Annotated in this window: 15 protein-coding genes; 10 read left to right on the top strand and 5 right to left on the bottom strand. The window is 65.1% G+C overall.

The window, feature by feature from the left end; all coding sequences use genetic code 11:
* Positions 1-6: 6 nt before the first annotated feature.
* Entirely contained in the window at positions 7-489 is a 483-nt protein-coding gene (locus EPO55_RS08965; protein ID WP_296336314.1) for a PaaI family thioesterase, read from the bottom strand.
* Between the two features lie 167 nt (positions 490-656).
* Here EPO55_RS08965 and EPO55_RS08960 point away from each other — a divergent pair, with 167 nt between their 5' ends.
* Positions 657-1,622: a tripartite tricarboxylate transporter substrate binding protein gene (locus tag EPO55_RS08960; protein ID WP_296336313.1), complete on the top strand. Its 966-nt coding sequence runs from the start codon at positions 657-659 to the stop codon at positions 1,620-1,622.
* 67 nt (positions 1,623-1,689) lie between these two features.
* Here EPO55_RS08960 and EPO55_RS08955 read toward each other — a convergent pair whose 3' ends face one another.
* Positions 1,690-2,451 (bottom strand): class II aldolase/adducin family protein, encoded by a 762-nt coding sequence (locus tag EPO55_RS08955; protein ID WP_296336312.1) that lies wholly within the window; start codon positions 2,449-2,451, stop codon positions 1,690-1,692.
* A 178-nt stretch (positions 2,452-2,629) separates the two neighbouring features.
* Here EPO55_RS08955 and EPO55_RS08950 point away from each other — a divergent pair, with 178 nt between their 5' ends.
* From EPO55_RS08950 to EPO55_RS08930, 5 genes are read left to right on the top strand one after another with little or no spacing between them, the layout of a single operon-like run.
* Positions 2,630-3,943 (top strand): NtaA/DmoA family FMN-dependent monooxygenase, encoded by a 1,314-nt coding sequence (locus EPO55_RS08950; protein ID WP_296336311.1) that lies wholly within the window; start codon positions 2,630-2,632, stop codon positions 3,941-3,943.
* Between the two features lie 27 nt (positions 3,944-3,970).
* A complete protein-coding gene (locus tag EPO55_RS08945) occupies positions 3,971-5,083 on the top strand; it encodes an ABC transporter substrate-binding protein (protein WP_296336310.1) in 1,113 nt (370 codons plus the stop codon).
* Complete coding sequence (locus tag EPO55_RS08940; protein ID WP_363718789.1) at positions 5,068-6,195, top strand: ABC transporter ATP-binding protein; 1,128 nt, start codon at positions 5,068-5,070, stop codon at positions 6,193-6,195. The genes EPO55_RS08945 and EPO55_RS08940 overlap by 16 nt, the downstream gene beginning before the upstream one ends.
* A gap of 8 nt (positions 6,196-6,203) precedes the next feature.
* The gene (locus EPO55_RS08935) at positions 6,204-7,100 is read left to right on the top strand and encodes an ABC transporter permease (RefSeq protein WP_296336309.1); all 897 of its coding nucleotides are present in this window, start codon (positions 6,204-6,206) and stop codon (positions 7,098-7,100) included.
* Complete coding sequence (locus tag EPO55_RS08930) at positions 7,097-7,876, top strand: ABC transporter permease (protein WP_296336308.1); 780 nt, start codon at positions 7,097-7,099, stop codon at positions 7,874-7,876. The genes EPO55_RS08935 and EPO55_RS08930 overlap by 4 nt, the downstream gene beginning before the upstream one ends.
* Here EPO55_RS08930 and EPO55_RS08925 read toward each other — a convergent pair.
* On the bottom strand, positions 7,873-9,033 hold the full coding sequence (locus EPO55_RS08925; RefSeq protein WP_296336306.1) for an NADH:flavin oxidoreductase/NADH oxidase: 1,161 nt from the start codon (positions 9,031-9,033) through the stop codon (positions 7,873-7,875). The two genes, EPO55_RS08930 and EPO55_RS08925, sit on opposite strands and share 4 nt — an antisense overlap.
* Before the next feature lie 15 nt (positions 9,034-9,048).
* Here EPO55_RS08925 and EPO55_RS08920 point away from each other — a divergent pair, with 15 nt between their 5' ends.
* The 3 genes from EPO55_RS08920 to EPO55_RS08910 are packed head-to-tail and all read left to right on the top strand — an operon-like array spanning position 9,049 to position 10,693.
* Positions 9,049-9,528 (top strand): CoA-binding protein, encoded by a 480-nt coding sequence (locus tag EPO55_RS08920; RefSeq protein WP_296336304.1) that lies wholly within the window; start codon positions 9,049-9,051, stop codon positions 9,526-9,528.
* An 11-nt stretch (positions 9,529-9,539) separates the two neighbouring features.
* Complete coding sequence (locus EPO55_RS08915; RefSeq protein ID WP_296336302.1) at positions 9,540-10,172, top strand: LysE family translocator; 633 nt, start codon at positions 9,540-9,542, stop codon at positions 10,170-10,172.
* Positions 10,172-10,693 carry a hypothetical protein gene (locus EPO55_RS08910; RefSeq protein ID WP_296336301.1) on the top strand — a complete coding sequence of 174 codons (522 nt, stop codon included), beginning with the start codon at positions 10,172-10,174 and terminating at the stop codon, positions 10,691-10,693. Before EPO55_RS08915 ends, EPO55_RS08910 begins: the two co-directional genes overlap by 1 nt.
* Positions 10,694-10,709: 16 nt before the next feature.
* Here the strand turns inward: EPO55_RS08910 and EPO55_RS08905 are convergent, their stop codons facing one another.
* Positions 10,710-11,453, bottom strand: a complete 744-nt coding sequence (locus EPO55_RS08905; RefSeq protein ID WP_296336300.1) for a pirin family protein — start codon at positions 11,451-11,453, stop codon at positions 10,710-10,712.
* Positions 11,450-11,632 (bottom strand): rubredoxin, encoded by a 183-nt coding sequence (locus EPO55_RS08900; RefSeq protein ID WP_296336299.1) that lies wholly within the window; start codon positions 11,630-11,632, stop codon positions 11,450-11,452. The genes EPO55_RS08905 and EPO55_RS08900 overlap by 4 nt, the downstream gene beginning before the upstream one ends.
* Positions 11,633-11,671: 39 nt before the next feature.
* Here EPO55_RS08900 and EPO55_RS08895 point away from each other — a divergent pair, with 39 nt between their 5' ends.
* A complete protein-coding gene (locus EPO55_RS08895) occupies positions 11,672-12,676 on the top strand; it encodes an LLM class flavin-dependent oxidoreductase (protein ID WP_296336298.1) in 1,005 nt (334 codons plus the stop codon).
* Positions 12,677-12,909: the final 233 nt, after the last annotated feature.

The following is a 12,909-nucleotide window of genomic DNA, read 5'->3' as shown; positions in this document are numbered from 1 at the left end:
CTCTTCTCAACTCTCGAAAATCAGGCACGTGGTCGTGCCGTGGGCGAGCAAGCGGCCTCTGTCATCCGTGATCCGCCCTTCGGCGGTGCCGACGCGCCGTCCCCGGTTCAATACCACGCCTTCCGCCTTGATCAGCCCCGTCTCGGGAGTGATGGGCCGCACGAGCGAGATCTTGAATTCGAGAGTCGTCTGGCTGACGCCCTTCTCCAGGGTCGACCAGATCGCCAATCCCATGCAGCTGTCGAGCAAGGTGGCCGCGAGACCGCCGTGCACGGTGCCGGACGGATTGAGATGGGTGTCGTTCGGCGTCGCCGTGACGACGACCCGCCCGTTCGTCACCTCATTCACGTCATAACCCAGGGTCCGCGCAATCGTATTGAGGGGCAGCGTTCCCTCGACGAGTCCCTGGACGAACTCCAGGCCGCTCATCTCCTTCCGCCTGTCGGCGGGAACAGTCCCATAAGTCTTGCGGGCGGCATGGCTCGGCATTTCTGCTCCTCGCTGAACTCCGGATGAGTACAGCCAGCCTACCGAGCCCTTGCGAGCGCGGCTCGCGGAATTCGGACCTTATTGGCGTGTTGACGTGCAATGACGCGAGACCGTTAACTCCCACGGAAGACAAAACAGAAGGTAGTGGAAGGACGCTTATGAAGGTTATGAAATTGTCCCGACGCGCGGCCGTCGCGTCGGCGATGGCGGGCGTTGCGACCGCGGCGGCTCCGGCGTGCGCCCAGAACCTTCAGCAGGGCAAACCGATCACGATCGTGGCACCATTCGGTGCCGGCACGACCAACGACATCATCGCCCGCCTGCTTGCCCAGGACATGTCGGTCACGCTTGGTCAAAGCGTCATTGTCGAGAATCGCCCCGGCGCCACGGGCAATATCGGCGCCGATTACGTTGCGAAATCGCGCCCCGACGGCCACACGCTGGTGATCGCCTCCTTGAGCAACATCATCAACCAGGCCACCGGCAACGCCACAGCCAACCTGATCAACGACTTCACGCCCATCTGCTTCGCCGGCGGCGTGCTCTATTCGATGTTCGTGCCCAACGAGCTTCCGGCGAAGAACGTGGCCGAGCTCGTCGAGCTCGCCCGCAAGGAGCCCGGCAAGCTCAACTTCTCGGGCTTCGTCGGCGGCGTGCCGCAGTTCCTGGGCGAGATGCTCAATCGCGCGGCCAAGATCAACACGGTGATGGTGCCCTACAAGAGCACGACCGACGCGCTGAGCGACTTGCTGACCAACCGCATCCAGATCTGGTTCACCCCCGTCGCATCGGGCGTGCCGGTCCAGAACGCCAAGCAGGCTCGCATGCTCGCCGTCACCGGAGAGAAGCGGGCGGCGGTGCTGCCCGACATCCCGACCTTCAAGGAACTCGGCTATCCCGATATCATCGCCGACGTCTCCTTCTACTTGATGGCGGCGAAAGGAACGCCGCAGCCGATTGTCGACAAGCTCTACCGCGCCGCCGACAAGGCGCTGCAAAGTCCCAAGGTCAAGGAGTCCTTCAGCGTCCAGGGCATCGAGGACAAGCGAGGCGGCCCCGCCGAGCTGAGCGCCTATCTCGCCAGCGAACTTCGCCGCTGGGGTGAAATCGTCAAGCTCTCGGCCGCGAAGTAGCGTCGCTATCTGAATCAAAAGGGCGCGCCCTGCGGCGCGCCCTTTTCGTGAGCGATTCGGGAGAGGATTACTGGCGCCAGTCGCTGCCCTTGCCCTCGATCTGGCGCAGCGCGGCCTTCCAATAGGTCATGCCGTATTCCGGGTTGGCGCGCTGTTGCTTGGCACGCTCGCCGTACTGGCGGATGACTTCCGGTTCGATCGGATCGGGCTCCTCGTTCATGCCGCGGGCGATGACCTCGACCTCACAGGCACGTTCGAGCATGTACATGCGCCTGAGCGCGCCCGGGATCGACGAGCCCACCGTCAGCAGGCCGTGGTTGCGCAGCACAACCGAGTTTCCGCCCTGACAGGTGACGCCCAGCGCATCGCATTCTTCCTGCGACGTCGGCATGCCGTACTCGTGATAGACGAGGTCGTCCCACACCGAGAGCACGTCCTGGCTGATCGGGCGCAGGCCCTTCTTCAGCACCGAGACGCCGGTGCCGGCGCGGGTGTGCGTGTGCATCACGCAGTTGGCGTCGGGCCGGGCCTTGTAGACGCCGGAGTGGATGGTGAAGCCTGCAGCGTTGAACTTGCCGTCCTTGGCGTAGACGTTGCCGTCGATGTCCATCTTCACCAGGCTCGAGGCGGTGATCTCGTCGAACAGGTCGCCGTAGTTGTTGATCAGGAAGCACTTCGGCTCGCCCGGGATGCGCACCGTCATGTGAGTGTCGATCGTGTCGGTCCAGCCGAAGACATCGGTGATCCGGTAGAGGGCGGCGAGATCGCAGCGCGCCTGCCACTCGGCCTCGGTCATCTCGAGGCGATCCTGTTGAACAACTGTGTCCATCCCGCACTCCTGTTCGTTCAGCCGGCGCCGGGCGCCGTTGGCCAGAGGCAATTCTAGCGCAACTGAGCGGCGCGCGCGACGAACTCATGCCCCTGCGAGACGCAGAGCCGCCCTGCGGATGCTCGGCACAGTATTTGCGTCTGCTTTCCCGTCTGGAGCGGAAGCGGAGGCATCGGGCGTGGCCAAGCCATTTCATCTCGCGTGGTTCTTGCAAGGTTCGAGTGTCCAGGCCTGGGGTGAGCCCTGGACCGGGCACATCGGCACCACCTGGCAGCAACCGGAGCTTTTCCTCGACATGGCCCGCAGCCTCGAGCGCGCCTGCTTCGATTACATCCTGCTCGAAGATTCTTCATATGTCGGCGAGAGCTTCGGCGGCTCGACCGAGATCTACCTGAAGAAAGCCATCGCCGTGCCGCGGCAGGACCCTTCGGTCGTCGCCGCCCTGATGACCCAGGTGACATCGCGCATCGGCATCGTGCCCACCTTCGGCACCTACGCCTATCACCCCTATCTGCTCGCCCGGCTGGTGGCGACGCTCGACCAGGTGTCGGCGGGCCGCGTCGGCTGGAACGCTGTCACCGGCAGCTCCGACTTCGCGGCGATGAATTTCGGCATGAACGGCATGCCCGAGCACGACCTCCGCTACGACATGGCAGATGAATACATGCAGGTCGTGCGCGGCCTGTGGGGCTCGTGGGAGCCAGGCGCCATCATCGCCGACCGCAAGAGCGGCAGCCTGGTCGATCACACCAAGGTCCACGCCGTCAATTACGAGGGCAAATACTTCAAGACGCGTGGCCCCCTCAACTCGGGGCCCGGTCCGCAAGGCCAGCCCGTCATCGCCCAGGCCGGCGGCTCGCCCCGCGGCCGGCGGTTCGCGGCGGCCCATGCCGACACCATCGTCGTCAACGCCAAGGGCATCGACGCCATGAGTGCCTATCGCGGGGATGTCCACAAGCACATGGTCGCCCAGGGTCGCAAGCCCAGCGATTGCAAGGTGCTCTTCCTGATCAATCCGATCCTGGGAGAGACCATGGAAGAGGCGCTGGATCGCAAGAAGAAGCGCGAGTGCATGGCGCAGGCCAATATCCAGGAGCGCCTCGCGCACTTCGGCAAGGTGACCAACATCGATTTCGGCAAGTTCGATCTCGACAAGCCGCTGCCCGACGACGTCACCACCAACGGCCACCAGCTCAACCTCGAGCAGTTCCGCACCATGGCCGCCGGGCGATCCATCCGTCAGACCATGGCGTCCTTCAATGCGGTCGATCTCTCGATCGATCTCTGCGGAACCTGCGACCATGTCGCCGCGCGCATGGGCGAGGTCATGCAGGAGGTCGGCGGCGACGGCTTCCTGTTCTCGATGCCCAACGTAAACCGCCGGACCCTGGCCGAAATCGAGGACGGGCTGATCCCTGCCCTGCAGGATCGCGGCCTGGTGCGCAAAGCCTACGAGCACAAGCAGTTCAGGGACAATCTTTTGGCGTTCTAACTCGAGCAGGAAGGCAGGCAAGCCGTCATGGGCAAAAATCGCTCTCACCTACATCTCGGCCGGCGCACTGCGCTTGGCCTTGTCGGCGCCGGTCTTGCGGCGCCGTTCATCCGGCCGAGCCTGGCGCAGCAGGCCTGGCCCGAACAGACCTCCATCCCGGATATCCTGAAGGGCAGCGGCGAGATCCGCATCGCCGGCTATGGCGGCACCATGCAGGAAGCCCAAACGAAGGGCTACTACGAGTCCTTCGAGAAGCTCTCCGGCATCAAGGTGCGGCCCTTCCCGGGCGCCAACGCGCCTAAGGTCAAGGCCATGGTCGAGACCGGCAACGTCGAATGGGATCTGGCCCAGCTCAGCCGCGGCTCCATCATGAACCTGCAGAAGACCGGCGACTATTTCGAGAAGATCGACTACTCGATCGTCGACGACGGCGTCGGCAAGGAATACCGCTTCGAGTATGGCCTCGAGATGCTGCTGTGGGCACAGGTGCTCGCCTATCGCACCGATGCCTTCAAGGGCGCCGTGCCCACGGGCTGGGCGGATTTCTGGGACACCAAGAAGTTCCCCGGCGATCGCGCCATGTTCGGCACCGGCGGCGGCGGCTGGCCGGAGATGGAAATCGCGCTGATGGCGGCGGGCGTTCCAGCCGACAAGCTCTACCCGCTCGACGTCGACAAGGCGCTGGCCAGCTACAGCAAAATCAAGAAGGACGTAGTCAAGTGGTGGGAGACCGGCGCGGTGCCGATCCAGCTTCTCACCGACCGCGAGGTCACCATGACCACCGTCTGGAACGGCCGGATGGCCGCCCTGCAGGCAGCCGGCGTGCCGGCTGCGATCAGCTGGAACCAGGGCCTCCTGAAGCGCGACGCCTGGGGCATCCCCAAGGGCGCCAAGAACAAGGTCAATGCGATGAAATTCGTGGCCTTTTCGACCATGGCGATCCCACAGGCGCGCGTGGCGCTCGGCATTCCCTACGGCTCGGTCAACATCAAGTCGGACGAGTACATTCCGGCCGCCCGACAGGAAGTGCTGCCGAGCGCCCCGGCGATCAAGAAGCAGCTCGTCAACTACAACTACGACTGGTGGATCGCCAACCGCGAGGCGGTGATCCCGAAGTTCAACAAGTGGCTGCTGAGCTGAAGCTGATGGGCGAAGCTGGCATGAACGACGCCGGCCGGGGAGCATCGGTAACGCTCGCCGACCTGGAGAAGAGGTACGACCGCGTCAATGCGGTCGACGGCGTGTCGCTTGATATCCTCTCGGGGGAGTTCCTTACTCTCCTGGGGCCGAGCGGCTCAGGCAAGACCTCGACCCTGATGATGATCGCCGGCTTCGAGACGCCGACTGCCGGCGACATCGCGATTGACGGCACGTCGGTGGTCGCCATGCCGCCTTACCGCCGCAACATCGGCATGGTGTTCCAGAACTATGCCCTGTTCCCTCACCTCACCGTCGACGAGAACATCGGCTTCCCGCTGAAGCAGCGCGGCGTGCCGAAGGCCGAGCGCGCCAAGCTCGTGGCAGAGGCGCTCGAGCTGGTGCATCTGCCGGGCTATGGCGAACGCTATCCGCGCCAACTTTCCGGCGGCCAGCAACAGCGCGTCGCCGTCGCCCGCGCCGTCGTCTTCAAGCCGCGCCTGCTGCTGATGGACGAGCCGCTGGGTGCGCTCGACAAGCAGCTTCGTGAGAACCTGCAGCTCGAGATGCGCCGCCTGCATTCCGACCTCGGCATCACATTCATCTATGTGACGCACGACCAGGAAGAAGCGCTGACCATGTCCGACCGCATCGCCGTCATGAACGACGGCAAGGTGGCGCAAGTGGGTTCCCCGGAGGATCTCTACGACCGGCCAAGCGACCGCTTCGTCGCGGGCTTCATCGGCGAGTCGAACTTCCTGCCTGCGATTGTCCGCGGCATGGAGGACGACGTCGTTATCGCCGAATGCGACGGCGCTCTCATTCGCGCCATGTGCCCGGGCCGGCCGGCAAGCGGCGACAAGGTCACTCTCACCACGCGGCCAGAGCGCCTGCGCTTCGCCGACAGCGCCTGGAACGCGACCACCCCGCAAAATCGCCTGAGCGTCACGGTCACCGAAGCAGTCTTTGCCGGCGAACGCTGCCGCTACATGCTGCAAGCGGGCGACGGCACCTCGATGGTCCTGAAAGAACCTTCGAGCGCTGCCATCCGGCGCCGCGCCATCGGCGAGCGCGCGGAGATCTCCTGGTCGGTCGCAGACACCATTCTCGTGTGAGGCAATCCTTGTCCGAGATCGCGCAGCCCTCACCCATCGCCGTCCCCTTGGGAGCCGTTCGGCCGCTGCTGCTGAACTGGCGGCGGCACGTGCCGCTGCTGCTGGTGGCGCCCTTGCTGATCTACATGCTGGTGCTCTACGCCTTGCCGGTGCTGGCGATGCTGCTGCGCAGCCTGAATGACCCGACCTGGACGCTCTCGCACTACACCGCCCTGTTCGAGGACGTAGTGTTCGCAAAAACCTTCTGGATCACCATCAACACCTCGGTCACCGTGACGCTCGGCTGTCTGGTCCTGGGCTATCCCGTCGCCATGGGCCTGGTGCGGGCGAAAGCGATGGCGCCGCTCATCCTGATCGTAATCCTGCTGCCCTTCTGGACCAGCGTGCTGGTGCGCAGCTACGCCTGGATGGTGCTGCTGGGCCGGCATGGCCTGGTCAACGAAGGCCTCATCGCGATCGGCATGATCGACCGGCCGCTCCGCATCCTGAACACGCCGCTCGCGACCCAGATCGCGATGATCCACATCCTGCTGCCCTACATGATCCTGCCCATCGCCAATGCGCTCCGGCAAATCGATCCGTCGCTGATCCGTGCCGCGTCGGGGCTCGGTGCCACGCCCTTCATGACTTTCCGCCAGATCATCCTGCCGCTGTCGATGTCGGGTGTCGCCGCGGGCACGCTGCTCACCTTCGTCCTGGCGCTCGGCTTCTACATCACGCCGGCGATGGTGGGCGGGCCGCGCGACATCACCCTTTCGATGCTGATCGCCCAGGAGGTCGACCAGCTCAACTGGCCCTATGCCGCGACGCTCTCCGCCGTCCTGCTGGCCACCGCGCTCGCCATTCTCGCCGCCGCTCGTCACCTGCCAGGCGTCGGCAACGCCTTCCGGATGAGCATGCGATGATCCTCGCGCGGCTTGTGCCGGCTGGCGTCGTCGGCCTGATCCTGTTCTTCCTCGCCTTCCCGATCGTCGTGGTGACGGTCGTTTCATTCTCGGAAGCCACCTATCTCACCTTCCCGCCACCCGCTTTCGGCTTCCGCTGGTACGAGACCTACTTCAGCAACCCCGACTGGCTGAACCCGACATGGGTCAGCCTCTGGGTCGCGGCGGCCGTGGTCGTGCTGGCAACCTTCCTCGGCACGCTCGCCGCACTCGGCATCGCCCGCCTGCCGAAAGCCATGCGCATCTTCGCGACGGGTCTGATCCTCTCGCCGCTGATCGTGCCCGGCATCGTCGTGGCGATCGGCATCTACTACGCCTATTCGCACTACGGCCTGGTCGGCACGCCGATCGCCATGGTGCTGGCGCACACCTGCCTCGCCGTGCCCTTCGTCGTCACCAGCGTGACGGCAAGCCTCTCCGGCATCGACCCACGGCTGGAGCAGGCCTCCCTCAGCCTCGGCGCCACGCCCGGCGCCACCTTCTGGCAGGTCACGCTGCCGCTGATCCGGCCCGGCGTGCTGGTCGGCGCGCTGTTCGCCTTCATCACGTCGTTCGACGAGCTGATCGTGGCACTCTTCATCTCGGGTACCGGCGCGGTCACGCTGCCCCGCCGCATGTGGGATGATCTGCGCTTCCAGATCGATCCCACCATCGCCGCCGTCTCGACCCTGACGATCGTCCTCACGGTCACCCTGATGGGCGCCGCCCACCTGCTGCGCAAGCGCAGCCAAGCCTAGCCCGCGTTCATGCCCTTCATGTAGGTCGACGGCACGACCGTCTTCACCGACTGCGCGCGCTTGGCCAGCCAGTAGGCCTGGGGCGGTGGCACCGAGCCGAACTGCTTGTCGACGCCCAGCTTCTGCGCCGCGTCCATCGGCCAGTTCGGGTTGTAGAGAAGCTCGCGGGCGAGCGCGATCAGGTCGGCGCGGCCCTCCTGCAGGATCTGCTCCGCTTGATCCGCATGGACGATCAGCCCGACCGCCATGCTCATTATGTCGGCATCCTTCTTTAGACGCTCGGCGTAGGGCACCTGATAGCCGTAGGTGACGGGCCCGGCGCTCACCACCGGCGAGCCGCGCATGCCGCCCGAGCTGCAGTCGATCACATCGACGCCCTTGGGCTTCAGGATCTTCGCCAAAGCCACGCTCTGGTCCGGTCCCCAGCCAGAATCGTCCTCGACCGAGAAGCGCACAAACAGCGGCTTCGACGCCGGCCAGTGCGCCCGCACGCTTTCCACCACCTCGATGGCGAAGCGCATCCGGTTCAACTCGCTGCCGCCATACTCGTCGTTGCGTACATTGGAGAAGGGCGAAAGGAACTGGTGGATCAGGTAGCCGTGCGCCATATGCAGATCGAGCACGTCGAAGCCCGCTTCATGGGCGCGCCGTGCGCCCTGGCCCCAGCGCTCAACGACTTCCGGAATCTCGGCGCGCGTGAGCGCGCGCGGCGTCGGATCGGTGTCGGGCGAGTTGATGCCGCTCGACGAGACCAGCTCCCAGCCGTCCCAATCCCAGATATCCGGCGACGGCTTCAGGGGCGCACCCCCCTCCCACGGCCTGAAACGGCGCGCCTTGCGGCCGGAATGGCCGAGCTGGATGCCGGGCACCGAATTGTGCAGGCGGATGAAGTCGACGCAGCGCTTGAGGCCGGGAACGTGCGCGTCATCCCAGATGCCGAGATCGCCCACCGTGCCACAGCCGCGGCGCTCGACCTTGGTCGATTCCATGATGACGAGGCCCGCGCCGCCGGCGGCGTAGCGGCCGGCGTTCATCAGGTGCCAGTCGGTGGCGAAGCCCTTTTCTGCCGAATACTGGTGCATCGGCGCCACGACGACGCGATTCTTCAGCGTCACGTCGCGGATTGAAATCGGTTCGAACAGCATGGGCTGCGCCATGTATACTTCCCCACCATGAATCACGACCGTTACGACGATCTGTATCTGCGCCGAATCCTGCGCGAGACCAAGACCATCGCCATGGTCGGCGCTTCCGCCAACTGGAATCGCCCGAGCTATTTCGCCATGAAATATCTGCTCGACCGCGGATACAAGGTCATTCCGGTCAATCCCGCCGCCGCTGGCCAGGAAATCATGGGCCAGAAAGTCTATGCCTCCCTCGACGAGCTGCCGGTGAAGGCAGATATGGTCGACATCTTCCGCAACTCCGAGGCCGCCGGCCCGATCACCGACGAGGCGATCAGGCACGGCGCCAAGGTGGTGTGGATGCAGCTGGGCGTCGTGAACGAAGCGGCCGCCAAGCGAGCCGAGGATGCCGGCCTGAAAGTCGTCATGAACCGCTGCCCCAAGATCGAGCATTCCCGGCTCGCCGGCACCATCGAATGGCACGGCATCGCGAGCGGCGTCATCAGCAGCAAGAAACGAGCGCTCTAGGGCAAGCACATATGCCAGATCTCGCCACACTCACCCTCTTTGCAGCGGCTGCCCTGGCCCTCTGCGCCACGCCCGGGCCCGACATGCTGCTCATCGCCTCGCGCAGCATCAGCCAGGGGCGCGCCTCCGGCTTCGCGACCTTGGCCGGCATCCAGGTCGGCACCTACTGCCATGCCCTTGCCGCAGCCCTCGGCCTGTCGCAGTTGTTCCTGGCCATCCCGCTCGCCTACGACATTGTCCGCTACGCGGGTGCCGCCTACCTGCTCTATCTCGCGTGGCAGGCCTTTCGCTCGACTGGCGTCGTGCCGGCGCCCACCGCCGGGTTGCAGCGATATCCGATCGGCGTGGTGTTTCGCCAGGGCCTGCTCACCAACCTGCTCAATCCCAAGATGGCGTTGTTCGTCCTGGCGCTGTTCCCGCAGTTCGTCGATCCGGCCGCAGGTTCCGTTGCGATGCAGATCCTGCTGCTGGCGACCGTGCTCAACCTGATCGGGATCGTGGTCAACGGCGCCGTCATCCTGACAGCGAGCGGCCTCGGCCGGGCGTTTTCCGGCCGAACTCGCTGGCGCCGCGCGCCGCAGTTCCTCCTCGGGACAGTGTTCGCCGGCCTTGCCGCGAAACTCGCCTTCGACGAGCGGCGCTGATGCCCGAGTACGCGGTCTTCACGGAGCTCTCACCGGCGTCGAAGCCTATGACGCCGGGTTGGAACAGACGCGTCTTCACCGACACCGACGCAAGGAACGGCAACGCGATCCAGTGCGACTTCGCGACGGGTATGGTGACGCTGGCGCCTGGTGCCTACCACATCACCGGCCTGTCCATGGTCGCCTACAACACCGGGCAGGAGCTGCCGGAAACCGCCACGATCCGCGCGCCCGCCTCGGCGGGCTACTGCAGGCTGCGCGTCTTCGATCCGGATGTCGCCCTGGATCCAGCCAGCCTGCGCGAGCTCCCCAACGACCATCCCTCGGTTATCTGTATCGGCAGCCCGAGTACCGCCAATCTCGTGCCGAGCCTGTTCGAGACCTTCTACGAAACCGACAAGACGGCGCGGATACTCCTGGAGCATCAATCGGGATCGAAGCCGGACCAGATCTACCTCAGGGTCTTCGTCCAGAATTCCAAATGGCATGCGTTCGCCCGGATCAGCATCCGGGGACTCTGAGCCAAATGCGCAACCGCTAGAGCGCCGTCTCGACCAGCAACAGGTCGGTGCCCGACCGGGCGGCAATCTCGATCCGCTCCTCGCCGCTCAGCGCCATGCTGTCGCGCCGGCCGAGGACGGTGCCGGCGATTCCGGCCTCGCCCTCGAGCACGAAGACATAGACGCCGTGCGCGGGCGATGAGCGGTAGACGGGCGTACCGCTGCGCCCGGTCACAAGACGCGATACCTTGATCGTCTGGCCGATCGGCAGCGCGCCCGCTTCATCGCCGACCAGGCAGACGATGCGATCGGCGCCGACCTTGGTGTCGAAGTGGCTGCGCACGTAGGACGGTGGCGCCAGGAGTTTGCCTGGCAGCACCCAGAGGTAGATGACGCTCAAGTCCTCCTGGCCGATGTTGAGTTCGGCATGCTTGCCGCCGCTGCCGGCGGAGAAGACGTAGTAGTCGCCCGCGCGCAACTCATCGACCTTGCCGATCGTGTTGACGTGCGTCAGAGCACCGCCAAGCACGAAGGCGGCGATGATGAAATTGTGGTGCGGATGCATGTTGTAGCCCGTGCCACCCGGGCTGAAGACCTCGTCGCCGAACACGCGGATGTGGCCGAAGCCGGCGATGCCCGACTGGTATTCATGGAAGTTGAAGCTCGAATGGCGGGTGATCACGCCATCGGGATGGCCCGCAACGTAGGTTGCGTTGACACCGGTCGAGACCAGCCGCGAGAAGCCGCGCTCGCCGGCACGCAGGACGAAGCGGATGTTCATGCCTGGCTCCAGTAGGGTATCTCGACCATCTCGAAGCCCGACTTGGGCGTGCCGCAGTCGGGACAAATCCAATCCTCGGGAATGTCGGCCCAGCGCGTGCCGGGCGCGAGGCCGTGCTCGGGCAGGCCGCGGGCCTCGTCATAGGAGAAGCCACAGCCGAGGCAGAGATACTTCTTCATGGCGCCGTTGTAGCATCCCCTCAAACGGGAGAAACGTTCATGAAGTTCGGCGTCTTCGATCACATGGACCGCGCCGGTCCCGAGCTCGGCCGGCAGTTCGAGGACCGCCTGAGGCTCATCGAGCTTTACGAGCGCGCGGGCTTCCATGCCTATCACCTGGCCGAGCATCACGCGACGCCGCTCGGCATGGCACCCTCGCCCAGCGTCTTTCTCGCAGCCGTCGCCCAGCGCACCAGGACGCTGCGCTTCGGGCCGCTGGTCTACACCCTCAACCTCTATCACCCGCTGCGCCTGATCGACGAGATCTGCATGCTCGACCAGATGAGCGGCGGAAGGCTGGAGCTCGGCGTCGGCCGCGGCATCTCACCCTATGAGGTGGGTTACTATGGCGTCGATCCAGCGACCGGCCCGGAGCGCTTTGCCGAGATGCTGTCGGTGGTCCTGAAGGGCCTTACCGGGAAGCGGCTGAGCCACGCCGACAAGTATTTCTCCTTCGACGACGTCCCCATGGAGATGCAGCCGGTGCAGCGGCCGCATCCGCCGCTGTGGTACGGCGCCAATTCGCCGGAGAGCGCCGATCGCCTGGCCGAGCAAGGCCTGAATGTCGTGGTCGGCATGAAGGCGGAAGGCGTCGGTGCGTTTGCCGCCCGCTACCGCGCCGCCTGGAACGCGCTCGGCCACGACGAGGCGGCCCTGCCGTTCATCGGCCTCAGCCGCCATGTCGTGGTCGGCGACACCGACCGCGAAGCGCAGAGCGCCGCCAAGCGCGCCTACGCACTCTGGTACGACGCGCTGATCCATCTCTGGCGGGCCCATGGTGTCGGCCTGCCGCGGCAGATGATCCCGGCCGAATTCGAGGGCGCGCTCGAAGGTGGCTATATCGTCGCCGGCTCGGCCGCCACGGTGCGCGATCGGCTGAGCCGCGACAATGCGATCGCCGGCATCAACTATTGCCTGTGCCGGCTCGCCTTCGGCGATCTCTCCTTCGAGGAGTCCCGGCGCTCCGTCGAACTGCTGGCGCGCGAGGTGATGCCGGCCCTTTAGGCCCTCCGAGCTATGCACTTTGGCAGGCGACTTTGCTCAGGGTTGTATGTAGAATAAGAGGGCAACCCCCCGTCATAAAAAGAAAATATGAAGTTCGCCGTTTTCGATCACCTGGACCGGTCCGGCCCCGATCTGGGACGCCAGTATGAAGATCGCCTGAAGCTGATCGAGCTCTACGAATGGGCGGGCTTCCATGCCTATCACGTGGCCGAGCACCATGGGACGCCGCTCGG

The sequence above is a fragment of the Reyranella sp. genome, assembly GCF_004296935.1.
In the GTDB taxonomy this organism is placed as follows: Bacteria; Pseudomonadota; Alphaproteobacteria; order Reyranellales; family Reyranellaceae; genus Reyranella.
This window is presented reverse-complemented; position numbering and strand designations above follow the sequence as displayed.